Annotated in this window: 23 protein-coding genes, 1 tRNA gene and 1 other RNA gene; 18 read left to right on the forward strand and 7 right to left on the reverse strand. The window is 70.7% G+C overall.

Annotation, left to right across the window (positions count from 1 at the left end):
• Nucleotides 1-54 precede the first annotated feature (54 nt).
• Nucleotides 55-951 carry an SDR family oxidoreductase gene (locus PP359_RS12725; RefSeq protein WP_499250745.1) on the forward strand — a complete coding sequence of 299 codons (897 nt, stop codon included), beginning with the start codon at nucleotides 55-57 and terminating at the stop codon, nucleotides 949-951.
• Between the two features lie 79 nt (nucleotides 952-1,030).
• Entirely contained in the window at nucleotides 1,031-1,879 is an 849-nt protein-coding gene (locus PP359_RS12730) for an SDR family NAD(P)-dependent oxidoreductase (RefSeq protein WP_499250746.1), read from the forward strand.
• Between the two features lie 70 nt (nucleotides 1,880-1,949).
• On the opposite strand, the gene PP359_RS12735 is transcribed toward PP359_RS12730, so the two are convergent.
• Entirely contained in the window at nucleotides 1,950-2,984 is a 1,035-nt protein-coding gene (locus tag PP359_RS12735) for a lactonase family protein (protein WP_499250747.1), read from the reverse strand.
• Between the two features lie 36 nt (nucleotides 2,985-3,020).
• Between PP359_RS12735 and PP359_RS12740 the strand changes: the two genes are divergently transcribed.
• The 5 genes from PP359_RS12740 (at nucleotide 3,021) to PP359_RS12760 (ending at nucleotide 6,860) form a co-directional block, all read left to right on the forward strand.
• The gene (locus PP359_RS12740; protein WP_499250748.1) at nucleotides 3,021-3,668 is read left to right on the forward strand and encodes an NAD(P)H-binding protein; all 648 of its coding nucleotides are present in this window, start codon (nucleotides 3,021-3,023) and stop codon (nucleotides 3,666-3,668) included.
• Between the two features lie 37 nt (nucleotides 3,669-3,705).
• On the forward strand, nucleotides 3,706-3,885 hold the full coding sequence (locus PP359_RS12745) for a hypothetical protein (RefSeq protein ID WP_499250749.1): 180 nt from the start codon (nucleotides 3,706-3,708) through the stop codon (nucleotides 3,883-3,885).
• A gap of 70 nt (nucleotides 3,886-3,955) precedes the next feature.
• Nucleotides 3,956-4,510 (forward strand): NYN domain-containing protein, encoded by a 555-nt coding sequence (locus PP359_RS12750; RefSeq protein ID WP_499250750.1) that lies wholly within the window; start codon nucleotides 3,956-3,958, stop codon nucleotides 4,508-4,510.
• 85 nt (nucleotides 4,511-4,595) lie between these two features.
• Nucleotides 4,596-5,168 carry a PadR family transcriptional regulator gene (locus PP359_RS12755; protein ID WP_036319914.1) on the forward strand — a complete coding sequence of 191 codons (573 nt, stop codon included), beginning with the start codon at nucleotides 4,596-4,598 and terminating at the stop codon, nucleotides 5,166-5,168.
• Nucleotides 5,169-5,174: 6 nt separating this feature from the next.
• On the forward strand, nucleotides 5,175-6,860 hold the full coding sequence (locus tag PP359_RS12760) for an ABC1 kinase family protein (RefSeq protein ID WP_499250751.1): 1,686 nt from the start codon (nucleotides 5,175-5,177) through the stop codon (nucleotides 6,858-6,860).
• On the opposite strand, the gene PP359_RS12765 is transcribed toward PP359_RS12760, so the two are convergent.
• Entirely contained in the window at nucleotides 6,857-7,765 is a 909-nt protein-coding gene (locus PP359_RS12765) for an ATP-grasp domain-containing protein (RefSeq protein ID WP_499250752.1), read from the reverse strand. The two genes, PP359_RS12760 and PP359_RS12765, sit on opposite strands and share 4 nt — an antisense overlap.
• Before the next feature lie 81 nt (nucleotides 7,766-7,846).
• On the opposite strand from PP359_RS12765, the gene PP359_RS12770 reads away from it, so the two are divergent.
• The 4 genes from PP359_RS12770 to PP359_RS12785 all read left to right on the forward strand — a co-directional run bounded on the left by PP359_RS12770 (nucleotide 7,847) and on the right by PP359_RS12785 (nucleotide 10,080).
• On the forward strand, nucleotides 7,847-8,296 hold the full coding sequence (locus tag PP359_RS12770; RefSeq protein ID WP_476152473.1) for a cell division protein FtsK: 450 nt from the start codon (nucleotides 7,847-7,849) through the stop codon (nucleotides 8,294-8,296).
• A 26-nt stretch (nucleotides 8,297-8,322) separates the two neighbouring features.
• A complete protein-coding gene (locus PP359_RS12775; RefSeq protein WP_499250753.1) occupies nucleotides 8,323-9,027 on the forward strand; it encodes an NUDIX hydrolase in 705 nt (234 codons plus the stop codon).
• Nucleotides 9,028-9,235: 208 nt separating this feature from the next.
• Nucleotides 9,236-9,952 (forward strand): hypothetical protein, encoded by a 717-nt coding sequence (locus PP359_RS12780; RefSeq protein WP_499250754.1) that lies wholly within the window; start codon nucleotides 9,236-9,238, stop codon nucleotides 9,950-9,952.
• 39 nt (nucleotides 9,953-9,991) lie between these two features.
• Nucleotides 9,992-10,080: transfer RNA gene (locus PP359_RS12785), tRNA-Ser, on the forward strand.
• A gap of 48 nt (nucleotides 10,081-10,128) precedes the next feature.
• Here PP359_RS12785 and PP359_RS12790 read toward each other — a convergent pair.
• On the reverse strand, nucleotides 10,129-10,620 hold the full coding sequence (locus PP359_RS12790; protein ID WP_347417586.1) for a GNAT family N-acetyltransferase: 492 nt from the start codon (nucleotides 10,618-10,620) through the stop codon (nucleotides 10,129-10,131).
• Nucleotides 10,621-10,640: 20 nt separating this feature from the next.
• On the reverse strand, nucleotides 10,641-10,988 hold the full coding sequence (locus PP359_RS12795) for an ArsR/SmtB family transcription factor (RefSeq protein ID WP_499250755.1): 348 nt from the start codon (nucleotides 10,986-10,988) through the stop codon (nucleotides 10,641-10,643).
• 88 nt (nucleotides 10,989-11,076) lie between these two features.
• On the opposite strand from PP359_RS12795, the gene PP359_RS12800 reads away from it, so the two are divergent.
• From PP359_RS12800 to PP359_RS12810, 3 genes are all read left to right on the forward strand, one after another.
• Nucleotides 11,077-12,399, forward strand: coding sequence for an FAD-dependent oxidoreductase (locus PP359_RS12800; protein WP_499250756.1), 1,323 nt, complete (start codon nucleotides 11,077-11,079; stop codon nucleotides 12,397-12,399).
• Nucleotides 12,400-12,417: 18 nt separating this feature from the next.
• A complete protein-coding gene (locus PP359_RS12805; RefSeq protein WP_005051312.1) occupies nucleotides 12,418-12,822 on the forward strand; it encodes an arsenate reductase ArsC in 405 nt (134 codons plus the stop codon).
• 209 nt (nucleotides 12,823-13,031) lie between these two features.
• Nucleotides 13,032-14,441, forward strand: coding sequence for a dicarboxylate/amino acid:cation symporter (locus PP359_RS12810; RefSeq protein ID WP_476152460.1), 1,410 nt, complete (start codon nucleotides 13,032-13,034; stop codon nucleotides 14,439-14,441).
• Between the two features lie 22 nt (nucleotides 14,442-14,463).
• Here PP359_RS12810 and PP359_RS12815 read toward each other — a convergent pair whose 3' ends face one another.
• Genes PP359_RS12815 through PP359_RS12825 form a run of 3 tightly spaced genes read right to left on the reverse strand, consistent with a single transcriptional unit; the run spans nucleotide 14,464 to nucleotide 18,980 of the window.
• Nucleotides 14,464-16,710: a transglutaminase TgpA family protein gene (locus PP359_RS12815; RefSeq protein WP_499250757.1), complete on the reverse strand. Its 2,247-nt coding sequence runs from the start codon at nucleotides 16,708-16,710 to the stop codon at nucleotides 14,464-14,466.
• Complete coding sequence (locus PP359_RS12820) at nucleotides 16,697-17,986, reverse strand: DUF58 domain-containing protein (protein ID WP_499250758.1); 1,290 nt, start codon at nucleotides 17,984-17,986, stop codon at nucleotides 16,697-16,699. The genes PP359_RS12815 and PP359_RS12820 overlap by 14 nt, the downstream gene beginning before the upstream one ends.
• A 13-nt stretch (nucleotides 17,987-17,999) precedes the next feature.
• Nucleotides 18,000-18,980: an AAA family ATPase gene (locus PP359_RS12825; protein ID WP_499250759.1), complete on the reverse strand. Its 981-nt coding sequence runs from the start codon at nucleotides 18,978-18,980 to the stop codon at nucleotides 18,000-18,002.
• Between the two features lie 82 nt (nucleotides 18,981-19,062).
• Here PP359_RS12825 and ffs point away from each other — a divergent pair.
• From ffs to PP359_RS12845, 4 genes are all read left to right on the forward strand, one after another.
• Nucleotides 19,063-19,159: signal recognition particle sRNA small type (gene ffs / locus PP359_RS12830), an RNA gene on the forward strand.
• Between the two features lie 126 nt (nucleotides 19,160-19,285).
• Entirely contained in the window at nucleotides 19,286-21,436 is a 2,151-nt protein-coding gene (gene pta, locus PP359_RS12835) for a phosphate acetyltransferase (protein ID WP_039411671.1), read from the forward strand.
• Entirely contained in the window at nucleotides 21,433-22,623 is a 1,191-nt protein-coding gene (locus PP359_RS12840) for an acetate/propionate family kinase (RefSeq protein ID WP_036315461.1), read from the forward strand. The genes pta and PP359_RS12840 overlap by 4 nt, the downstream gene beginning before the upstream one ends.
• Before the next feature lie 34 nt (nucleotides 22,624-22,657).
• Nucleotides 22,658-23,398, forward strand: coding sequence for an HAD family hydrolase (locus PP359_RS12845; protein ID WP_499250760.1), 741 nt, complete (start codon nucleotides 22,658-22,660; stop codon nucleotides 23,396-23,398).
• Nucleotides 23,399-23,407 lie beyond the last annotated feature (9 nt).

The following is a 23,407-nucleotide window of genomic DNA, read 5'->3' on the forward strand; positions in this document are numbered from 1 at the left end:
GACGGCACTGTCAATCCACCTGCGCGGCGGCGCCCGGTCGCCGAGACTGCCGGAATGACCCGCGACCAGTACACGTTCACCGACCCGGCCGCCCTTTATGCCGACATCGAGCCACAGAAGCAGTGGATGCCGGAACCCGGCCTCGAGGCCGAACTGACGCCCCGTCCGGACCTCGGCGAGGACACCTACCGCGGAACCGGTCGTCTGCGGGGCCGCCGCGCCCTCATCACCGGCGGCGACTCGGGCATCGGCGCCGCCACCGCGATCGCGTTCGCGCGCGAAGGCGCCGACGTCGCGATCTCCTATCTGCCCGAAGAAGAGGAGGATGCGCGCCGCGTCGCCGGGCTCATCCGTGACGCCGGTGTCACCGCGCTCACCTTTCCCGGCGATCTGAAGGATGCCGCGTACTGCCGCGATCTGGTCGAGAAGACCGTGGAGGGTCTCGGCGGACTCGACATCCTCGTCAACAACGGCGGCAAGCAGATCTTCAACGACAACCTCGCGACGCTGAGCGACGAGCAGTTCGACGCGACCTTCAAGACCAACGTGTACGCGATGTTCTGGATCACCAAGGCCGCCCTCGCGCACCTCGAACCGGGCTCGTCGATCATCAACACGACCTCCATCCAGGCGTACAAGCCCTCCGATGTGCTCGTCGACTACGCGTCGACGAAGGCCACGGTCAATGCGTTCACGAAGGCGCTCGCCCAACAGGTCGCGCCGCGCGGCATCCGCGTCAACGCGGTCGCGCCCGGGCCGATCTGGACGGCGCTGCAGCCCACCGACGGCCAGCCGCAGGACAAGCTCGACAGCTTCGGCGAGGACACCGCGCTCGGGCGAATGGGCCAGCCCGCCGAACTCGCCCCCGCCTACGTGTTCCTCGCATCGGCCGAGTCCAGCTATGTCATCGGCGAAACGCTGAACGTCAACGGCGGCATCCCCTCGCCCTGACCCCTGCACTCCTGTCGGGTCGCGGTCATGCAGGGGGCGGCCCGGCAGGACCCTCTGTCGGCGGACGTAGACTCGCCGCATGACCCCTCCCGGCATAAACGAGAACGACCCCCGCACGATCGTGATCACGGGAGCCAGCAGCGGCATCGGTGCCGCCGCGGCCCGACAGCTCGCCCTGGCCGGGCAGCGGGTGGTGGTCGTCGGGCGCGACCCGCGGCGGACCCGGCAGGTGGCCGAGGGGATCGGCATGCCGTTCCACGTCGCCGACTTCGCCGTCCTCGCGCAGGTGCGCGCGCTCGCCGATGAACTGCGGGCGAGCTATCCGCGCATCGACGTGCTCGCGAACAACGCGGGCGGCATCTTCGGCGATCGCACCGTCACGGTCGACGGATTCGAGGCGACCTTCCAGACGAACCATCTGGCGGCGTTCCTGCTCACCAATCTGCTGCGCGATCGCCTCGTCGACGCGGGAGCCGCGGTCATCCAGACCTCGAGCGTCGCCGCGCGACGTTTCTCGCGCTTCGACATCGACGACCTCAACGCCGAGCGGCGATATTCTGCGAGCTCGGCATACGGCAACGCGAAGCTCGCGAACATCCTGTTCACGAGGGAGATCGAGCGGCGCTGGGGCGACGACGGCGTGGCGGCGGCCGCATTCCACCCGGGCGTGATCGGCAGCAGCTTCGCGGCCACGGCCAAGGGACCGTGGCGCTTCATGTACACCAATCCCGTGACGAGCCGGCTGCTGACCTCGACCGATGTCGGCGGGGCGCGGCTGGCCTGGCTCGCGCTGGGCAAGCCCGGTCTGGACTGGGAGCACGGCGGCTACTACGTCGCCAACCGCCTGGCGCGCACCTCGCCGGTCGCCGCCGATCCGGTCATCGCCGCGCGCCTGTGGGAGCGCAGCGCGGAGATGGTCGGCCTCTGAGGCGGTTCATCCGTCCGCTCTGGTCGTCATCGGGCGGCGGATGCGGCGAGGCGGGACGGACGACCGGGCGTCAGTCGATGAAGCGCACCCAGTTGGCGCCGTTGCCGGTCTCGGCGCGCTGCAGCAGCTCGAGGCGCTCGCCGTCCACGGCGTACAGCGACACCGACGTCGACTTCTCGCCGGCGGCCACGAGGTAGCGGCCGTCGGCGCTCGTGGCGAAGCCGCGGGGCTGCTGCTCGGTGACGGTGAAGGTCGTGGCATCCGAGAGGCTGCCGTCGGCGGCCACCGCAACCGCGGCGAGCGTGCTCTCGGTGCGCTCCGACGCCCACAGCACGCGGCCGCCCGCGCCCGCGTGCAGGTCGGCGCCCCAGATGAAGTGGTGGGCGAGGGGATCGGCGCCGAACTCGCTGTGGCCGAGACCCTTCGAACGGTCGAAGGCGGATGCCGCGCCCACCAGCTCCAGCGTGCCGGTCGCCGTATCGCGGGCGTAATGCAGCACCTCGCCGGAGAACTCGGTCATGACGTAGACGGCATCCTGCGCGTCGTTCACCAGCAGATGGCGCGGTCCGCTGCCGGCGGGAGCCGCCACGGTCGCGGGTTCCAGCGGGACGAGGGCGAGCTCGTCGGCGATCGCGTACTGGGCGACGAGGTCGGCGCCGAGCGAGACGAAGTAGGCGAACCGGCCGTCAGCGCTCGGCAGCACCGAGTGCAGGTTGGGGTAGGAGATCGTCGACACCGGCTCGCCGACGACGCCGTCGACGATGGGGGAGAGGATGCCGTAGCCACCGCCGTAGCTCGCGCCGAGAAGGGCCGAGCCGTCGCGCGTGAGCGCGAGGTAGTTCATGCCGCCGGCGGGGAGATCGCGGCGCGACAGCGGAGTGAGGATGCCGCTCGTACGGTCGAGCGAGAGGGTGACGATGCCGGCAGGATCCCCCTTGACCGCCGCGTAGACGAGGTCGCGCGCGGCATCCACGGCGAAGGTGGAGCATCCCGTCAGTCCCTCGGTCACGGCGAGGCGCTCGAGGGTGCCGTCGGCGAGGCGGAAGGTGGTGAGGGAGCCGTCTGCGGCGTTGGCGACGAGAACGAGAGCGGTCGTGGCGGTCATGGTTCCAGCGTAGGCGGCCGCGCGTAGGCTGGAACCATGGCACGCATCCTGATCATCGGCGGGCACGGCAAGGTCGCGCTGCAGGCCGAGCCGCTGCTGGTTCGGGCCGGACACGACGTGAGGGCGGTGATCCGCAATGCGGATCACGCCGACGATGTGGCGGCTGCCGGGGCTCATCCCGAGGTGGCCGACGTCGCGGGTCTCGACATCGCGCAGCTGACCGACCTCGTCCGCGGCTCCGACGTCGTGATCTGGTCGGCGGGCGCCGGCGGCGGTGACGCGGCTCGCACCTACGCCGTCGACCGTGACGCCGCGATCCGCACGATCGATGCCGCCGTGGCGGCGGGCGTCGACCGGTTCATCATGGTGTCCTATTTCGGTGCTGGAGCAGACCATGGCGTCGACCCCGACAACGGCTTCTTCGCCTACGCCGAGGCGAAGGCCGCTGCCGATGATCATCTGCGCGCGAGCGGCGTCGACTTCACGATCCTGGCGCCGTCCAGCCTGACCGACGACGCAGCCACCGGTCTGATCGAGACGGATGCCGAGTCGGGCACCTCGGTGTCGCGCGCCGACGTCGCCGCGGTGCTCGCGGCCGTGGTCGACGAGCCGGCGACGCGAGGGCGCACCGTGAGCTTCAACACCGGCTCGACGCCGATCGCCGCCGCGCTGGCGGCCGCTTGACGCGCGGCGCGACGATGCACGCCCCTACGCTGGACGCATGAGCAGGAGCACTCTCTGGAGCGTCGTCGGCGTGATCGTGGCGGTCGCGATCGCCTGGGTGATCGTCAACGTGATCTTCAGCGTGCTGTGGTTCGTGGCCAAGCTCGTCGTGGTGCTGGTCGTCGCGGTGATCGTCTTCTTCGTGCTGCGCCGGATGTTCTCCCGCGGCGACGAGTGAGCTCGTGCGTCCCTGCTAGCGTCGAAGGGCGCGGCCCGGGCGGGTGCGCGCGGATGCCGAGGGAGGCAACGTGACGGACCGCACCAGCTGGATCCTCGTGGACGGCGAGAACATCGATGCCACGCTTGGCGGATCGATCCTCGGCCGTCGCCCGCAGCCTGACGAGCGTCCCCGGTGGGATCGGCTCCTGGGCTTCCTCGAGGAGCGCTGGCAGCAGCCGGTGCGCGGCCTCTTCTTCCTGAATGCGTCGACGCATCTGCCGATGCCATTCGTGCAGGCGCTGCTGGCGCTGGGCTACACTCCGGTGCCGCTGTCGGGCCCCGCCGACACGAAGGTCGTCGACCTCGCCATCCAGCGGACGCTGCGGGCGCTGGAGGACCGCAGCGGCGACGTCGTTCTCGTCAGCCACGACCGTGACTTCGTCGATGACCTCGCAGCACTCGTCGACGACGACCGACGTGTCGGGCTGATCGGATTCCACGAGTTCCGCAGCAGCGAGTTCGCCGCCGTCCCGGGTATCGAGTTCTTCGATCTCGAATACGACGTGCATGCTTTCGACGCCCAGCTGCCGCGCGTGCGCGTGATCCCCATCGAAGAGTTCGACCCGTTCCAGTTCCTCGGCTGAGCGCGCGAGAACTCACGGCGCGAACATAGGTGAACGATATATCGTTCACTATCGCCGAATGATCGGCGCGATTTCGGGAGGCATCATGAACGGTTCATTCTCCGGTCCGAGCTTCGGCGGACGCGGGTTCGGCTCCGGGTCCTTCGCGGCCGGTTCGGCGGGCATGTGGGAGGCGATGGAGAATCTCCGCGCGTCCTTCGAGCAGCGCACCGGCCCCCGCATGGGACGAGGTGACGTGCGCGCGGCGGTGCTGGCCCTGCTGTCCGAGCAGCCGATGCACGGCTACCAGATCATCCAGGAGATCGAACAGCGCAGCGACGGCGCGTGGAAGCCCAGCGCCGGCTCGGTGTACCCGACGCTGCAGATGCTGGCCGACGAGGGCCTGATCGTCGCCGAGGAGGCGAACGGCCGAAAGACGTATGCGCTCACCGACGCCGGTCGCGCCGAGGCGGAAGCCTCCGCGGACCGTCCGGCGCCCTGGGAGACACCGGGTCAGCGCGACGGCGGCCGCATGAGCGCGCTGCCGAAGGCCGGCTTCGCGCTCGCGCAGGCCGTGGGGCAGGTGGGGCGCACCGGCACGCCGGAGCAGGTGCAGAGCGCCGTCGAGATCCTCGACGAGGCCCGTCGCCGCGTGTACGCGCTGCTCGCACAGGGCTGATCGGCGGTGCAGTCCGGCTCACGCGCGCGGTACCGGCGCATCCTCCGCTTCGCCGCACTGTCGCTGGCGCAGACCTGGTGGTACGACCTGTTCCTGCCGCGCGTGGGCCTCGCGCGCCTCGCCGCGCGCTCGCGCAGCGCGCGGATGCAGCGCATCGCCCGCCGCTTCCACGCGCTCGCCGTCGACCTCGGCGGTCTCATGATCAAGGTCGGCCAGTTCATGTCGTCGCGTCTGGACGTGCTGCCGCCGGAGATCACGAAAGAACTCGAGGGGCTGCAGGACGAGGTGCCGCCCGTGCCCTTCGCCGATATCCGCGCCGCAGCGGAGGCGCAGCTCGGGATGCCGCTGGAGCGCGCGTATGCCTGGTTCGACGAGACTCCGGTGGCCGCGGCATCCCTGGGGCAGGCGCACCGCGCCCGACTGACGCCGGCAGATGCGACGCTGAGCGGATTCGGCGCCGTCGTCGTGAAGGTGCAGCGCCCGGGGATCGACGAGATCGTCGACGTCGACCTGGCGGCGCTGCGCCGAGTCGCAGGGTGGCTGAGTCGCGTGCGGCTCGTCTCGGACCGCGTCGATGCGCCCGCGCTGGCCGAGGAGTTCGCCGCGACGTCGCGCGAGGAGATCGACTACCTGCACGAGGCGCAGAACGCGGAGCGATTCGCCGCGGACGTGGCGGATGATCCTGCCGTCGCCGTGCCGGAGGTCGTCTGGGAGCGCTCGACGCGCAAGGTTCTGACGCTGCAGGATGTGACGGCGATCAAGATCTCCGACGTCGCGGGTCTGCGCGCGGCCGGCATCGATGCCGTGGAGGTGGCCGAGGCCTTCGCGACGACCATGTTCACGCAGCTGTTCCGCACGGGTTTCTTCCACGCCGATCCGCACCCGGGCAACGTCTTCGTGACGCCCCGCCCCGCCGGCGCGGATGCCGCGGCGCCGGCGTGGACACTGACCTTCATCGACTTCGGCATGATGGGCACCGTCGACGACCGGCTGCGCTCAGGGCTTCGTACCGTGCTGCTGGCCGTCGCGGCTCGCGACAGCAAGAGACTGGTGCAGGGCATTCTCGATGTCGGCGCGCTCTTGCCCGGCGCCGACACGCGCGAGCTCGAGCGTGCCTACGCGAAATTGTTCGCCCGCTTCGGCGGCATGGGGTTCGCGCAATTGCGCGAGGTCGATCCCCGCGAGTTCCGCGACTTCGCGGAGGAGTTCGGCGATGTCGTGCGGAGCCTGCCGTTCCAGTTGCCGGAGAACTTCCTGCTGATCGTGCGCGCCATCTCGCTCACCTCGGGCGTCTGCAGCACGCTGGAGCCCGAGTACAACATCTGGGAGAGCATCGAGCCGTTCGCCGGTCAGGTGCTGCGTGATGAGGGCGGCAACGTCGTGAAGGACGCGCTCGCGCAGGTCGCGGAGGTCGCCACGACCGCGTGGCGTCTGCCCGGACGCCTCGACGGGCTCATCACGGGTTTCGAGGAGGGCACGGTGTCGGTCGACATGTCGCGCCTCGAACGCCGACTCGATCGCCTGGAGCGGATCGCTCAGCGTGGCCTTGCTGCGGTGGTCTTCGGCATCCTGCTCATCGGCGGCATCCTGCTGCGGGTGACCGACGAGGTCTTCGGTGTGGCGATGATGATCGCGTCGCTCGTCCCGCTCGTCGTCAGCCTCCTGCCGCGCGGTCGGCGACGGCGCCGCTAGGACGCTCCGCCTCGCGCCGCCGTGAGAAGCGCATCGACGACGGCATCGGTGACGTGCGGTGCGACGTGCAGGTTGAGGGCGGGCTCGACGAGCTCGACCTCCAGCAGTGCCAGGCCGTAGGCCCGCGAGCGCACGGTGTCGACGCGGGCGTAGAGGGGGAGCGGACCGCCGGTGACGGTCTGCACCGCCCGCACGACGGCGGTGGCGAAGGCGATCTCGTCGTCGTAGGCGGGTACCTGTTCGGGATGTTCCTCGTAGACGCCGCCGATGAGACCGCCGCCCACTTCGAGCAGGGCGCCCTTGGAGATGGCGTGCGTGAACCGTCCGTCGATGAGGTAGAGGGCCTTCTCCCACCCGCGGGACAGTTCGGGCACCTCGGGCTGGATCATCGCGGTGCCGCCGGCCTCGATGATCCGTGTCGCCAGGTCGAGGGCCCGCTCGTCGTCGGCGTCGAAGAGGCCGGTGTCGCGCGCCCCCGCCGACACCGCCGGCTTCACGACGACGCGGTCGTGCGCGGCCAGCGCCGCGCGGACGTCGTCGACGCTGTCCGCGTACGCGGTCGGCACCACGCGGATGCCGGCGCCCTCGAGGTCGGCGAGGTAGTGCTTGTCGAGGTTCCAGCGCATCGTCGCCGGGGCGTTGACGACGCGGGTGGATGCCGCCGCGCGCTCGAGCCAGGCCTGGAACTCAACGGGACGCTCGGGGTAGTCCCACGGGGAGCGGATCGCGAGCAGGTCGAAGGCGGCGAGATCGACGGTGTCGTCGTGCCAGACGACGGCCTCGGCCGCCGCGCCGCGAGCGCGGAGTGCATCCAGGAGCACCGGGGTGTCGTGGTCGGGGTCTTCGTCGGAGTAGAAGGCGGCGTCGGTGACGACGATGCCGATCCGCGGTGCAGGCGAGGTCACGAGAGACCACCCTACCGAGGGCGTTCTCCTTGACCGGGCCCCTCCCGGGCGGCAGGCTGGCGGGAAGACCACGGAGGTGTCATGGCAGCCACGGCCGTTCCCCTCGTCGAGAGCAGCACGCTCCCCGGCGTCATCCTCGTCGAGCGCGTGCGTCGACTCGTCCTGCTGTCGGTGCTTCTCGCGTGCGGCTACGGCATGTTCGTGCGCGGTCAGAAGCAGTCGTGCATCGGGCAGGCCTCGGGACCGGGCGCGTGCGCGGAACTCGTTCTGAGTCCGAGCCCTCTGGTCTTCGTCGCGGCCGCCATCATCGTGCTGCTCTCGCTCAAGCGTGTTGTTCATCACGCGGCATCCGATGACGATGCGCGGCGGATTCTCGGGCGCGCGGCCACCGGTGTCGTCGTGCTCTTCGTCGTCGCGACGGTCGTGTCGCTGACGTGGCTCGCACTGGTGCCGGTGCCGGACCCTGGCGAGCCGTACGCGATCGCTTTCCCGTTCCCCTTCGCGTCCGGCGAGTTGCGTATGACCCCGTAGCGGCCGACGCGTCGTAGCCTGAACGGGTGCCCTCCGACTCCACCGCTTCCGCCGCCGGGGCACGCGCCGAGTTGGCCGCTCTGGCTCGCGATGGCCGGGACTGGGGAGTGCCACGGCGCCAACTGCCCGCAGCGGCCTCGCCGCGCGCCGCCGCCGTGCTGATCCTGTTCGGCGTGCTGGATGCCGTGCCGAGTGCGCGCGCGGCGCAGGATGCCGCGGTCTCGCGCGATCTCGACGTCCTGCTGCTCGAACGGGCGACCACGCTTCGTGCTCACCCGGGGCAGGTCGCCTTTCCTGGAGGACGGCTCGATCCCGGCGACTCCGGACCGATCGCCGCCGCACTGCGCGAAGCCGAGGAGGAGACGGGGCTCGATCCGGCCGGCGTCGAGGTGCTGGGCGCACTGCCGCCCGTGCCGTTGGATTTCTCCGGGCACCTCGTCACGCCCGTGTTGGGGTGGTGGCGGCATCCGTCGCCCGTGCGTGTCGTCGACGATGCGGAGTCCGCCGCCGTGTTCCGCGCACCGGTGGCCGACCTGCTCGACCCGCGCAACCGCGGGGTGACGGTGATCGAGCGCGAAGGGAAGACGTGGCGCGGGCCCGCCTTCGAGGTGCAGGGTCATCTCGTCTGGGGTTTCACCGCGATGGTGATCGACGCGCTGTTCGACCGGCTCGGCTGGACCGAGCCGTGGGACCTGGGCGCCCAGACCCGGCGCATACCGCTGCCGATCTAGGCTGCCGGGCGCCCTGTGCCCGCGGCGGCGCGGGTCCGAAACGGGGACCCGATCTGCGGTGTGCGCGACGTCGTGAGCACCGTTTGCGACCCCGCGTTCCGTGTGGCTGCTGGGCGTTTCGCCAGCACGCCCGATGAACATGCTCGGTCCGCGGAGTTGGCGCGGACCGGCGTGTGACGATCGGCGAGCACGATCGGAGAAGGAACACATGGACGAACGTCGGCAGGCGCGCGACGCACTCTCGCGACGAACCCTCCTGACCGCGGGCGTGGGGTCTGCAGCGGCGCTGGCGCTCTCGGCGTGCTCCGCGGTGGCGTCGGGCGCCGTGCCGGCGACCGAACGCGCGCCCTCGGCATCCGCTTCTGCCAACGGCGCGCCGCTGATCATGCTCATCCGGCATGCCGAGAAACCGGCGGCATCCGGGGTGCCGTACGGTGTGGGGCCCGACGGCTCGCAGGATGCCGAGTCGCTCACCGTCGCCGGATGGCAGCGTGCTGGTGCGCTCGTGGGACTGCTCGACCCGCGCACGTCGCAGGGCCCGGTGCCCGTGCGTGCGGGTCTCGGGCGCCCGACGCGCCTCATCGCGGCCGATCCGGAGAAGGGGAGCAAACGCCCCGCGCAGACCGTGACCCCGTTGGCCGTGCGGCTGGGGCTCACTCTGGAGACGATGTGGAAGAAGGACGACACGGCCGCGCTCGCTACCGCCCTGCGCACGACGACAGGGTGCACGCTCGTCGCGTGGGAGCACGAACTGATCCCCGACATCCTGAGCGGTCTCGGATCGATCGACCCGTCACCGCCGGCCGCGTGGCCCGGGGATCGATTCGACCTGGTGTGGTGCCTGAGCCCCGCGGATGCCGGGGCGTGGCGGTTCACGCAGGTGCCGCAGCTGCTGCTCGCCGGGGACCTTCTCGCGACCGCCTGAGCGACAACGGCCGTCGCGGCGGCTGATAGGATCTTCGACGGAAGTGTGTCCGAGCGGCCTAAGGAGCATGGCTGGAATCCATGTAGGCGGGGTAACTCGCCTCGCAGGTTCAAATCCTGTCACTTCCGCTCAGCCGAGAACCCCGTCCACGCGAAAGCCTGGGCGGGGTTCTCGCGTTACGGCGCTCCGTCGGGGCGGCGACGTTCGACCAGGATCGTGTCGCGCCACTGACCCGCCCACGGTCCGTAGGTCATGAGCGCGATGCGCTCCCGGTGACCGACGCGGCGGAACCCCGCTCGCTCGTGAAGGGCGAGGCTCGCATGGTTGTCCGGGAAGATGCTCGACTGCACGGTCCATACCCCGGCGGCATCCACCGCCTCGACGAAAGCGGCAAGCAGCGCCCGTCCCACACCGCCCCCGCGAACGCGGGCGGCGACGTACACCGAGTGTTCGACGACGCCGCGGTACACCTCGCGGGTGGAGACGGCCGACGCGGCGACCCAGCCGGTGACGCCGCCGTCGGCGTCGACGGCGACCAACCGGCCGACGCCGAGCTTGCCGGTGTCGAAGGCCTCCCACGCGGGCGGCTCAGCCTCGAAGCTGGCGTTTCCCGTGGCGAGGCCTTCGCGATAGATCGCCTCGACCTCCGGCCAATCTTCGGGCCGCATCGCGCGGATCGCGACCGCCTTCACGGGCGGAGCGCGTTCGCGGCCTGGTCGAGGGCATCGGTGACGACGCGGAAGTACGCCCAGCGCCCGCGCTGCTCACGCGTGGCGAGCCCGGCATCCACGAGAAGCTTCATGTGGTGGGACACGGTCGGCTGGGAGAGGCCGACCGGTGCGGTGAGGTCGCAGATGCAGGCTTCACCGCCCTGCGATGCGGCGATCAGCGACAGCAGGCGCACCCGCGTGGGGTCGCCGAGCGCCTTGAAGGTGCGGGCGAGCATCTCTGCCTCATCCGCAGTCAATGCATTCGCGGGCGCGGTCGAGCGGCACCCGTCGGCGGTGTTCGTCAGGAGGGGCAGCAGCGTCGGCATCTTTCGATTGTGCACCTCGTATTGACATCTGTCGATGCATGCCGGAATCTTTACCCATCGACAGATGTCGATACGAAGGAGGACTCCGGTGGATGACGTACTGCCCGTCGTCGTGATCGGCGCCGGCCCCCAGGGGCTCGCCGCCGCCGCTCACCTGATCGAGCGCCGGATGCCGGTCGTCGTGCTCGAAGCGGGAGACACTCCGGCCGCTGCGGTGGCCGAGTGGGGCCATGTGCGCCTGTTCTCCGACTGGTCCGAGCTCGTCGATGCCGCCAGCGCTCGCCTTCTTGACGCGACGGGCTGGACACCGCCGCCGAGCGGCTACCCCACCGGCGCGCAGTGGATCGGTCGCTATCTCGCACCGCTGGCCGACGCGCTCGGCGATCGTGTTCGTTACGGCGCGCGCGTCGTCGGCGTCTCGCGGTCGGGACGCGACCGCCTCGTCGATGCCGGTCGCGGCGATCAGCCCTTCACGGTGCACGTCCGACCGACCGGCGGCGACGACTACCGCCTCGCGGCACGCGCCGTCATCGACGCCTCCGGTACGTGGGAGACCCCCAACCCCGCGGGTGCGGACGGTCTGCCGGCTCTCGGCGAGCGCGCGGCGGCCGACCGGCTCAGCTACCGCATCCCCGATTTCCGAGATCGCTCCGGGTTCGAGGGCAGACACACCGTCGTCGTCGGTTCCGGGCATTCCGCCCTCACCGCGGTCTTGGCCCTGGCACGGATGGCGCGCCGCGACCCGTCCACGACGGTGACCTGGGCGCTGCGTCGTGCGAGCGCGCGGAAGGCGTTCGGCGGGGGTGAAGCAGACGAGCTGCCCGCGCGCGGAGCCCTCGGCATCCGAGCGAAGGAGTTCGTGGATGCCGGTCTCGTCTCGCTCGTGACGGGGTTCCGCGTGGAACGCGTCACGGATGCCGGTGATGGCGTGGTCCTCGTGGCGGAGGACGGTCGTCACCTCGCTGCCGACAGGGCCGTCGTGCTCACCGGGTTCCGCCCCGACCTGTCGTTCCTGTCGGAGCTGCGTCTGGAGCTCGACTCCACCTTGCAGGCTCCCGTTCGCATCGCCGCCGAGGTGGATCCGAACGTGCACTCGTGCGGCTCGGTCGCCGCCACCGGCGCCGCCGACCTCGCCCACCCCGAACCGGGTTTCTTCATCGTCGGCGCGAAGTCGTACGGCCGCGCGCCGACCTTTCTCGCGCTCACCGGGTACGAGCAGGTGCGCAGCGTCGTGGCCGACGTGGCGGGCGATCACGAGGCCGCACGGCGTGTCGAGCTGGTCTTGCCCGATACTGGCGTGTGCGGCGGTGCCGGGCTCTTCGACGCCTCGGGCGCTTCACGTGGCGGCGCTTGCTGCGCACCGCCGCCTCAGCCCGTCTCGATCATCCCGACCGCGCCCGCCCTCTCCTGACACCCGAACGAGGAATCCATGACCGACTCCACCAAGCCCGCCGTCCTCTTCGTCTGCGTGCACAACGCCGGCCGCTCTCAGATGGCCGCCGGATACCTCCGTGCGCTCGCCGGCGACCGCATCGATGTGTTCTCGGCCGGCAGCGAGCCGGGCAACGCGGTCAACCCGGCAGCCGTGGCCGTGATGGCCGAAGAAGGCATCGACCTGTCCTCGGCCACCCCGCAGATTCTGACAACGGACGCCGTGCGCCAGGCCGACGTCGTCATCACGATGGGATGCGGGGATGCATGCCCCATCTTCCCCGGAAAGCGCTACGAGGATTGGCAGCTGACCGACCCGGCGGGCCAGCCCGTCGAGGTCGTCCGCGGGGTGCGTGACGACATCAAGGGCCGGGTGCAGGAACTCATCGCCAGCCTGAGCTGACCGGCTGCGGCTCGAGGGGGCGGGAAACGAATCCCGACCGCCGGGAATGCGCCGGTCATCGCCGCCGTTGGAGTGACGGGCGGTCCGCGCTCGCGTGTCACCCGCGTCATCGTGCGTCATCGTGACTCGCGAGTGCACCGGCCGCGACGTAACGTCGACACCCTGCGAAGTTCCACCCGGCATCCGCCGACACAGGAGATATCCCCCTCATGAGTTCCACCAGCACCACCGCGCCCGCCGCGCGTCCGCCCAAGCCGAAGAAGCCGTTCTACCGCTCGTTCGGCTTCCAGATCACGGTCGCGCTGATCGCCGGCATCCTGCTCGGCATCCTCGCCCTGAACCTCGGTCCGGATGCCGCGGGTAACCCCAACGGCCTGTCCGCGACCCTGTCGACCATCGGTTCGTCCTACGTGACGCTGCTGAAGGCTGCCGTCGTCCCGCTCATCTTCCTCGCGGTCGTCGCCAGCATCACGCAGCTGCGCAACGTGACCAACGCCGCGCGGCTGGCGGGTCAGACCCTGCTGTGGTTCGGGATCACGGCGCTCATCGCCGTGACCATCGGCATCGTCCTGGGCATCACGATCCAGCCCGGTAACCGCGTCGCCCACGACCAGCTCACGACCGGCGCCCCCTACACGGTCGGCACGTGGTGGAACTTCCTCAAGGGCCTCATTCCGCAGAACGTCCTGGGTCTGACCGTCTCGAGCTCCGCAAGCGACTCCGGTGCGATCACCTCGACGGTCGGATTCAACGTGCTCCAGGTCATCGTGGTCTCGGTCGCTGTCGGCATCGCCGCGCTCAAGGTCGGCAAGCGCGCCGAGCCGTTCGTCGCGTTCACGCAGTCGTCGCTGAAGATCGTGCAGCGAGTGCTCTGGTGGATCATCCGCATCGCGCCCCTCGGCACGCTCGGCCTCATCGCCTCGGCGGTCGTGCAGTACGGCACCGACAAGCTGCTCACGCTGGTTTGGTTCGTCGTGGCCGTCTACGTCGGACTCGTGCTCGTGCTGTTCGTCGTCTACCCGATCCTCGTCAAGAGCCACGGCCTGTCGATCAAGCAGTACTTCTCCGGCGTCTGGCCGGCCGTGCAGCTCGGGTTCGTCTCGCGCTCCTCGATCGGCACACTCCCGCTGACCCAGCGCGTGACCGAGCGCAACCTCGGCGTGCCGCGCGAGTACGCCTCGTTCGCGGTGCCGCTGGGCGCCACGACCAAGATGGACGGCTGCGCCGCGATCTACCCGGCGATCGCCGCGATCTTCGTCGCCCAGTTCTTCGGCATCGAGCTGAACATCGTGTCGTACCTGCTGATCGCGCTCGTCTCGGTCGTGGGCTCGGCGGCCACGGCCGGCACCACCGGCGCGACGGTCATGCTCACGCTGACCCTCTCCACCCTCGGCCTGCCGCTGGAGGGTGTCGGTCTGCTCCTCGCGATCGACCCGATCCTCGACATGGGCCGCACCGCGGTCAACGTCGCAGGCCAGGCCCTGGTGCCCACGATCGTCGCGAAGCGCGAGGGCATCCTCGACCGCGAGCTGTACGACGCGCCGCGCGACGGCGAGCCGTTCGCCGACGACTCGGCCGACGACGCCGACGAGCAGGCCCCGGCACTCGCGCGCCGCTGATGACTGATCGCGACGCGCCGGTTCAGGCCGGCGCGTCGCGATCGGCCAGGCCGGAGCCCGGCCGCACGACGAGCGACCACGGCAGCGCCACGACGCGCGCGCGCCGCGCTGCGGGCAGTGCCGCCAGCATGGCCGATCGGATGCCGACAGCGGCGCTCATCGCGGCGGTATCCGGGCCCGCGCCGGCCGCGTCCGCCGCGTAGTTCGCCCGCTCGACGGCGGCCACGAGCTGAGACATCGGCGTCGCGGGGGCGCCCCCGGCGCTGACGAGGAAGGCGCCGAAGGCGCGTGGCGAGCGCGACGACGGCACCGGCAACCCCGCGTCGATCGCGGTGTCCTGCACGAGGCGCCACGCGGCGGTCACCGTTCCGCGCCGGCGCAGCATGAGCCGCCGCACCGCCCCCGCCACCCCCGGCAGCGCGGCGACCACGATGACGGCGCCGAGGATGCTCAGCAGCGGACGCAGATCGATCAGCGTCGGGCCCGAGCCTGCGGCATCCGTCTGCGCGCCCTGCTGCGGATCGTTCACGTCGGCCGTCGGAGCGGTCGTCGGAGCGGTCGTCGCCTCCGGAGTGGCCGAGGTCGTCGGCGGCGTGGTCGCGGTCGAGGCGGCGCTGTCGAACCGCGTCTCGGTGCCGAGGCCTTTGGTCGGCTCGAACGGGACCCATCCGATGCCGCGGAAGTACACCTCGGGCCACGCGTGCAGTTGGCGCCCCGTCACATCGATGACGCGCTGGCCGTCGATGACCTGGCCCGTGAACGAGCCGGGAAGGAACCCGACCACGATCCGCGTCGGCATGCCGAGGCTGCGAGCCATGAGGGCGAAGGCGCCCGCGAAGTGCACGCAGTATCCGGTCTTGGCTTGGAGGAAGGCGGCCACGGCGTCGACGCCCTGTCCGTCGAAGCCGTCCTGCACCGGCGCGTCGAGCGAGTAGGTGAACTCCGGACCGCGGAACCAGTCCTGCAGAGCGATGAGCTTGTCGTAGTCGGTGGCGGCCTGCGCGGTGACCTGGCGAGCGAGCTGCGCGATGATCGGCGGGCTGCCTGCCGGGATGGAGTCCACGTCGATGCGCAGGCCCGCACCTCCTGCCGACGAGGCGCGGATCTGCTCGAGCGTCGGCTGGGCGATGTCGGAGACGACCGTGTACTGCTGTCCCTGCGTCGCTCCGGCCGCGCCGGCGACGGTGCGGTTGTACGGGGCGAACTGCCACGCCCCGGTCAATCCGTCGACCTCGGTGGCCGGGTAGGGGACGGGCGCGTACGCCGACGCGAGGTTCTTGATCGCGACGGTCGTGCGGGTCTGTACGACGGCGATGTCCGCCGAGAGCTCGACGGGCTCGAGCGGCGCTGCGCTCAGATCGACCGTGCTCGTGCGATCGGGCTGCCACACCGTGCCATCGAACAGCGACAGCGTCGCCACGCGCAGGTAGGGCACGCTGGTGCCGTCGGTGCGCAGGGTGAGCACCGTCGCGCCGTCCTGGCGACGCAGGTCTTTGCCGAGATCCAGCGACGGATCGATCATCGTGGAGGTCCCGAACCCCGCCGCGGGAACCGACGCTTGCAGCGTGGGTCCGACCGCGAGCGCCGCGATGATCGCGACGGCGCCGATCGAGGTGGCGACGGCCGCGACGCCGCCGGCGCGGGCGGTGACGGCGCGTGGGGACGCGGCGGCGCTGGGTGTCTCGCGGGTGCGGGTCTCGGCGCGGATGAGCAGCAGCACGGATGCCGCGAGCAGGACGAACGCCACGACGTCCACCCCGGCAGGTACGGCGATGGCCGGGATGAGCCAAACGGCGACCAGGGCGACGCTGGCCAGCAGCGGCATCCGTGCGGTGACGACGACGTGATCGAGGGCGACGGTCAAAAGCCCTAGCGACGCGACGATGAGGAACACCAACGGCTGCGTCGGCGTCAGGGGAGCGACGCCGTCCGCGATGAGGGTGGATGCCGCAGCGATCGTGCGGGGCAGTGCCTCGACGAGCCCGCCGGTCGGGATCACGCCCAGGAGGGCGTTCGCCGGGAAGAAGACAGCGGTGACCGCCCCGGTCCACACGGCGAGTTCGACGAGCGTGACGACGATCACCGGCAGTCGCAGTCGGCGCAGCCCGTAACCGAGGGCGAGCAGTGCGAACGGAAGGGCGATCGCGCCCCACAGCCATGAGCCGCTCTGCACGACGCGGGTCAGGGGGACGAGCGTGCTGAGGATGCCGAGCCACAGCGCCACCGCGAGGCGCAGCTCTCCGCGGCGGCGGCGCTCACGAGGCGGCATGGTGCACGCTCCGCGTCTCGCGCGACGCCAGCGCGTCGCTCCAGGCGGCGGCGACGTCGCCGCCCGCGGTCAGCGCGCCGACGCGCCAGCCGGTGTCCACGGCGGCGGCCCGCGCCTCGCGTGCCTCTGATACGGGAAGAAGGATCGGCATGGTGCTGTGGTGCGGCACGGGGGCGAGCGCGACGACGTCCGCGGTCGTGAGGCCACCGGTCACGACGATCACGGGACCGGCCGCGATTCCCGTGAACAATCGGGCGAGCGCCTCGAGGGGGAGATCGCGCCGTGCGGTGATCGTGGCGAGGGCGACGGCGAGATGCTCGACGCCCGCCGTGTCGCCCCCCTCGATCGGATCGCACAGCACGGCGCCGTCGGCGTCGATCACGGTGACGAGGTAGCCTTCGCGCACCAATCGCGCCGTCGTCGAGACGCAGGCGGAGACCGCCGTCTCGAAGGCGGGGTCGGCCCCCGCGGCACGCCCCGCGGCCGGCGACCAGCGTGCCGCGCCGCGATCGAGCACGACGACGGCTTCGGGGGTCGTCTCCTGCTCCTCCTGACGCACCATCAGCTCGTCGCGATGAGCGCTGGCACGCCAGTGGATGCGTCGCATCGAGTCGCCGGGTGCATACGTGCGCGGGATCAGGTTGTCGGCGCCCTGACCCATCCGATCCGTCACGCTGCGGGTGCTGCCCCCGGCGTCGCCGGGGAGGTCGTGCAGCTCGTCGAGATCGACGATCTCGGGCACGATCACCAGCGGCGAGGTGTCGCCGACCGTTCGGCGCCGCCGTGTGAAGCCGAACGGATCGGTCGTCACGAGTGCCAAGGGCCCCACGCGGCGAAGTCCACGGCGCTCGGCGCGCACGGCGTAGTCGACCTCGACCTGCGACGGGCCGGCGATCGCCGACCCGGTCGGCGGCAGCACGCCGTCCGGCGCGGCGCCGGCCGTGGATGCCGCGACCACGCCGTCGGGCACGGCGTCGCGCCACCGCGCCTCGCTGGTGGGCAGAGAGGAACGGATCTCGACGGTGAGGCGTACCCGCACCTCGCTGCCGGCGGCGGCGACGTCGGGGGAGAAGGCGCGGGTCACCCGCGCGGAGCTCGGGAGCAGGTACAGGGTGGCGGCGCTGACGACCACGGCTGCCGCCAACAGCGCGCCCACGTAGGCGAGTTCCGCGATGCCGAAGCGCTGGGCCAGCATGCCGCACGCCGCGGCGAGCATCAGTGCGCCCAGGCCGCGCAGGGTCAGCGGCAGGCGAGACAGCAGGGGCCAGCGGGGCATCGGGCGCTCTCGATCAGCGTGTCGCGAGCGGCACGCGCACCGCGCCGACGATCGCGCGCAGCACGGCGCCGATCGTCTCCGTGCTGGAGCGGCCTCGAGCCGACGCGGTGCCACGCGACGCGATCAGTCGATGAGCGAACACCGGCTCGACGAGCGCCGCCACGTCATCCGGAATGACGAACTCGCGTCCGTCCAGAGCCGCGCGCACCTTGGCGGCGCGCACGAGCTGCAAGGTCGCACGGGGGCTGGCCCCGAGGCGCAGGTCGGGGTGCTCGCGTGTCGCCCGCGACAGCCCGACGGCGTACTCTTCGACGGCGGGGGAGACGTGCACACCGCGCACCCAGGTGATGAGGGCCCTGATGTCGCCGGCGCCGAGCACGGGAGTGAGCGCGTCGAGGGGGTTGATGCGCTCGCGCTGACGCAGCATCAGGACTTCGCTCTCGGCATCCGGGTAGCCCATGGAGATGCGCATCATGAAGCGGTCGCGCTGCGCCTCGGGCAGGGCATACGTGCCCTCCATCTCGAGCGGGTTCTGCGTCGCGACGACGAGGAACGGGTCGGCGAGCGGGTGGCTGGTGCCGTCGACGGTGACCTGATGCTCCTCCATCGCCTCCAGAAGAGCCGACTGCGTCTTCGGTGAGGCCCGGTTGATCTCGTCGGCGATGACGATCTGAGCGAAGACGGCACCCGGCTTGAACTCGAACTCGCGATCGACGGGGTTGTAGACACTCACCCCCGTCACGTCGCCGGGGAGAAGGTCGGGCGTGAACTGGATGCGACGCACGCTCGCGTCGACGGATGCCGCGAGCGCCCGCGCCAGCATCGTCTTACCGACCCCGGGCACATCCTCGATGAGGAGGTGTCCTTCGGCGAGGAGGCAGACGAGCGCGGCGCGCACGGCATCCGGTTTGCCGTCGATGACGCGCGTGATCGAGGATTCGATGGCCTCGGCCGCGCGAGCGAACGATTCGGCGGTGAGCGGGTGGTCGGGCATGCGTCTCCCTGTCTCAGCGGCGGTGCTTGCTCGATGCTAACCCGGCTGGCGAGGGGGGAGCCCGTCGTCGGGTAAACTCGCATACAGCTCTCCGCGAGGCGGCACCCAGGCCAACTCCCCCAGGACGGAAACGTAGCAAGGGTAACCAGGCTCTGCCGGGTTCGCGGAGAGTCTTTCTTTTGCCCGGAATCTCCGGTGCCCGGCTCGTCCTGCGGCCCCGACACGGCGCGGCTTCCGTCCCGCCGGAAGGTTTTCTCCGGCAGATCCCTGCCGGGTCGCAGCGCCCCCCACCTAGGCTGGAACCCGTGGCGCAGAGCATCTACATCACCTCCACCGAGGGGCTGTCCGGCAAATCGACCATCGTCCTCGGAGTGCTCGACGCACTGACCCGTTCCACTCCCCGTGTGGGCGTGTTCCGGGCCATCGCCCGTTCGATCGACGAACGCGACTACGTGCTCGAGATGCTCCTCGATCACATCGGCGTCGACCTCGACTACGAGGAGGCCGTGGGCGTCACCTACGACGACGTGCGACGAGACCCGGATGCCGCGCTCTCGCGCATCGTCGAGCGGTTCAAGGCCGTCGAGGCGAAGTGCGACGCGGTCGTCGTGGTCGGCAGCGACTTCACGGACGTCGGCTCGACCAGCGAGCTCGGCTACAACGCCCGCATCGCGGCGAACCTCGGCGCTCCCGTGCTGGTCGTGCTCAACGGTCGGGCAGACCAGGGCGACCGCCTCGGGGTGAGCGTTCCGCGCACGCCGCAGCAGCTGGCGCAGCTCACCGAACTCGCCCTCACCGACATCACGCACCAGCGCGCCGAGCTGTTCGCGGTCATCACCAACCGCGCCGACCCCGCGCACCTCGACGAGATCAACGCGGCGATCGGCGACGTCGTGCGCGGCGTGCCCGCGGTCGACGGCAATCGTGAGGCCGAGGTCGCGGTGTGGTCCATCCCCGAAGACGTGTTCCTCGTCGCCCCGGCCGTCCGCGACATCATGCTCGCCCTCGGCGGCACGCTTCTTCGTGGTGACGAGGCGCTGCTCGTGCGCGAAGTGCTGGACGTGGTCGTCGCGGGTATGTCGCTCAACAACATCCTCCCGCGCCTCACCGAGGGGGCCATCGTCATCGTGCCGGCCGATCGCACCGAGGTGCTGCTCGGACTGCTGCTGGCGAACTCGTCGGGCACCTTCCCCTCGATCGCGGGCATCATCCTCAACGGTCCGTTCCCGCTGCCACCGGCCGTGCAGGACCTCATGGTGGGCCTGGACTCGCCGCTTCCGATCATCCAGACCGACCTGGACACGTACGACACCGCCGTCCGGGTCATGAGCACCCGCGGCCGCCTCGCCGCCGGCTCGCAGCGCCGCTACGACACGGCGCTGGCCCTGTTCGAGCAGCACGTCGACACCGACGAGTTCACGCGTGCCCTCGGGCTCGCCCACTCCACCGTCGTGACGCCGCTGATGTTCGAGTACCAGCTCCTGGAGCGCGCCCGCACCGGCCGTAAGCGCATCGTGCTGCCGGAAGGCGGCGACGACCGCGTGCTGAGGGCGGCGGCCACCGTGCTCGCCCGTGGCATCGCCGACCTGACGATCCTCGGCGACGAGGCGGAGGTGCGTGGTCGCGCGGTGGAGCTCGGCCTCGACCTGAGCGCCGCGCAGGTGTTGAGCCCGTTCGACCCGCAGATCGTGCACCGCTTCGCCGAGGAGTACGCCGAGCTGCGCAAGCACAAGGGCATCACGTACGAGAAGGCGGCCGACACCATCACCGACGTGTCGTACTTCGGCACGATGATGGTGCACCTGGGGCTGGCCGACGGCATGGTGTCGGGCGCCGCCCACACGACGGCGCACACCATCCGACCCGCGTTCGAGATCATCAAGACGCGCCCGGGCGTCTCAGTCGTCTCCAGTGTGTTCCTCATGGCGCTCGCCGACCGCGTGCTCGTCTACGGTGACTGCGCCGTGATCCCCGACCCGACCGCCGCGCAGCTGTCGGACATCGCCATCTCGTCGGCCGCCACGGCACGTCAGTTCGGCATCGAGCCGCGCATCGCGATGCTCTCCTACTCCACCGGGGAGTCCGGGTCGGGGGAGGACGTCGACAAGGTCCGCGAGGCGACCGCCTTCGTCCGCGAGCGTGCGCCCGAGCTGCTCGTCGAGGGCCCGATCCAGTACGACGCCGCGGCCGACGCTGCCGTCGCCAAGGCGAAGATGCCCGACTCCGCCGTCGCGGGACGGGCGACCGTGTTCGTCTTCCCCGACCTCAACACCGGAAACAACACGTACAAGGCGGTGCAGCGCTCGGCGGGTGCGATCGCCATGGGACCGGTGCTCCAGGGACTCAACAAGCCCATCAACGACCTGTCGCGCGGCGCGCTGGTCGAAGACATCGTCAACACGATCGCCATCACCGCGATCCAGGCGCAGAACCAGCAGCAGGGAAACAACGCATGACCGTCGTCCTCGTCATCAACAGCGGCTCCTCGTCGTTCAAGTATCAGCTCGTCGACGTCGAGTCCCAGACGGCGCTCGCGTCGGGTCTCGTCGAGCGCATCGGACAGGAGACCGGCTCGGCCCGCCACAAGGTGGGGGATGCCGATCACTCGCGCGAACTGCCGATCCCCGACCACACCGCCGGCTTCCGCGTGATGCTCGACGCGTTCGAGGAGTACGGTCCGTCGCTGGTCGAGACCCCGCCGTCGGCGGTGGGGCACCGCGTCGTCCAGGGCGGCGCCCGCTTCTTCCGCCCGACGCTGATCGACGATCTGGTCGAGATCAACATCGACGAGCTGTCGGTGCTCGCCCCCCTGCACAACCCCGGGGCGCTGCAGGGCGTCCGCGCCGCGCGCGCCGCGTTCCCTGCCCTGCCGCACGTCGCCGTGTTCGACACGGCCTTTCACCAGACGCTCCCGCCGGCGGCGTACACCTATGCGATCGACCAGACGATCGCGCGCAAGCACCGCATCCGCCGCTACGGCTTCCACGGCACCAGTCACAAGTTCGTCAGCGAGGCCGCCGCGGCGTATGTGGAGCGGCCTCTGCGAGAGCTCAAGCAGCTCGTGCTGCACCTGGGCAACGGCGCCTCCATCACCGCGATCGATGGTGGGCACTCGGTCGACACCTCAATGGGCCTCACCCCCCTGGAAGGCCTGGTCATGGGCACCCGCTCCGGCGACCTCGACCCCTCGGTGCTGCTCGTGCTCGCCCGTCGCGAGGACATGAGCCCCGGGGAGCTGGACGAGTTCCTCAACAAGCGCAGCGGTGTGCTGGGGCTGGCCGGCGTGTCGGACATGCGTGACATCGAGGAGCGCCGCGCCGAGGGTGCGGGGGCGGCCATGCTCGCCTTCGACGTCTACATCCACCGACTGCGTGCCTATATCGGCGCCTACATCGCACAGCTCGGCGGCGTGGATGTCATCTCGTTCACCGCCGGGGTGGGGGAGAACTCCCCTCTCGTGCGGGCGGAGGCGATGGCAACGCTCGGATTCCTCGGCATCCGCATCGATCCGACGCGCAACGAGGCCCGCGAACGCGGCATCCGCACCATCTCCACCGACGACTCCGCCGTCACCGTGCTCGTCGTTCCCACCAACGAGGAGCTGGAGATCGCGCGGCAGACCCTCGCGGTCGTCGCTTCGTGACGCGCACGGCGCACCGGGCCACTACGCTGAACCCGTGACAGCCGAGCTTCCCGAGCTTCCCGACCTGCGCGCACTCGACGGCGTGCTCTTCGACCTGGACGGCGTGCTGACGCCGACGGCCGACGTGCACATGCACGCGTGGCAGTCGATGTTCACCGAGCTGTTCACCTCGTGGGGGATCGAGCCGCCGTACACGGAGGACGACTACTTCCGCTATCTCGACGGAAAGCAGCGCTACGACGGCGTCGCGAGCCTCCTGCGCTCGCGCGACGTGGAAGTGCCGTGGGGGGACCCGTCCGACCCGATCACCGCCGACACGGTCTGCGGCATCGGCAACCGCAAGAACGAGGTGTTCGCCCGCGTGCTGCGCACCGACGGCATCGCCCCGTATCCGGGCTCTCTCGCGCTGATCGAGCAGCTGCGCGCCGCGGGGACTCCGATCGGCGTCGTGTCGAGCTCGAAGAACGCCGAAGAGGTGCTGACGATCGCCGGCATCCGTGAGTTCTTCCCCGTCGTCGTCGATGGGGTGGTCTCGGCGCGAGAGGGGCTGCGCTCCAAGCCCGCCCCCGACATGTTCGCGGCCGGTGCCCGCATGCTCGGCGTCGATCCCGCCCGCAGCGCCGCGGTCGAAGACGCCCACTCCGGCGTCGCGTCGGCGGCGGCCGCCGGCTTCGGCCTCGTCGTGGGCGTCGACCGCGGCGCCGGGGCGCAGGCGCTGCTCGATTTCGGCGCGACGCTCGTCGTCGACGATCTCTCGGCTTTCGTCACCCGATGACCGGCCCTT

Source organism: Sphingomonas sp. BLCC-B65 (genome assembly GCF_028550675.1).
GTDB lineage: Bacteria > Actinomycetota > Actinomycetes > Actinomycetales > Microbacteriaceae > Microbacterium.

Bases quoted from the DNA above. Each gene is read 5' to 3' on its own strand.
- PP359_RS12725 (WP_499250745.1), top strand. From the start codon at position 55: ATGACCCGCGACCAGTACACGTTCACCGACCCGGCCGCCCTTTATGCC.
- PP359_RS12730 (WP_499250746.1), top strand. From the start codon at position 1,031: ATGACCCCTCCCGGCATAAACGAGAACGACCCCCGCACGATCGTGATC.
- PP359_RS12735 (WP_499250747.1), bottom strand. From the start codon at position 2,984: ATGACCGCCACGACCGCTCTCGTTCTCGTCGCCAACGCCGCAGACGGC.
- PP359_RS12740 (WP_499250748.1), top strand. From the start codon at position 3,021: ATGGCACGCATCCTGATCATCGGCGGGCACGGCAAGGTCGCGCTGCAG.
- PP359_RS12745 (WP_499250749.1), top strand. From the start codon at position 3,706: ATGAGCAGGAGCACTCTCTGGAGCGTCGTCGGCGTGATCGTGGCGGTC.
- PP359_RS12755 (WP_036319914.1), top strand. From the start codon at position 4,596: ATGAACGGTTCATTCTCCGGTCCGAGCTTCGGCGGACGCGGGTTCGGC.
- PP359_RS12770 (WP_476152473.1), top strand. From the start codon at position 7,847: ATGGCAGCCACGGCCGTTCCCCTCGTCGAGAGCAGCACGCTCCCCGGC.
- PP359_RS12780 (WP_499250754.1), top strand. From the start codon at position 9,236: ATGGACGAACGTCGGCAGGCGCGCGACGCACTCTCGCGACGAACCCTC.
- PP359_RS12790 (WP_347417586.1), bottom strand. From the start codon at position 10,620: ATGCGGCCCGAAGATTGGCCGGAGGTCGAGGCGATCTATCGCGAAGGC.
- PP359_RS12795 (WP_499250755.1), bottom strand. From the start codon at position 10,988: ATGCCGACGCTGCTGCCCCTCCTGACGAACACCGCCGACGGGTGCCGC.
- PP359_RS12805 (WP_005051312.1), top strand. From the start codon at position 12,418: ATGACCGACTCCACCAAGCCCGCCGTCCTCTTCGTCTGCGTGCACAAC.
- PP359_RS12810 (WP_476152460.1), top strand. From the start codon at position 13,032: ATGAGTTCCACCAGCACCACCGCGCCCGCCGCGCGTCCGCCCAAGCCG.
- PP359_RS12815 (WP_499250757.1), bottom strand. From the start codon at position 16,710: ATGCCGCCTCGTGAGCGCCGCCGCCGCGGAGAGCTGCGCCTCGCGGTG.
- PP359_RS12820 (WP_499250758.1), bottom strand. From the start codon at position 17,986: ATGCCCCGCTGGCCCCTGCTGTCTCGCCTGCCGCTGACCCTGCGCGGC.
- PP359_RS12825 (WP_499250759.1), bottom strand. From the start codon at position 18,980: ATGCCCGACCACCCGCTCACCGCCGAATCGTTCGCTCGCGCGGCCGAG.
- PP359_RS12840 (WP_036315461.1), top strand. From the start codon at position 21,433: ATGACCGTCGTCCTCGTCATCAACAGCGGCTCCTCGTCGTTCAAGTAT.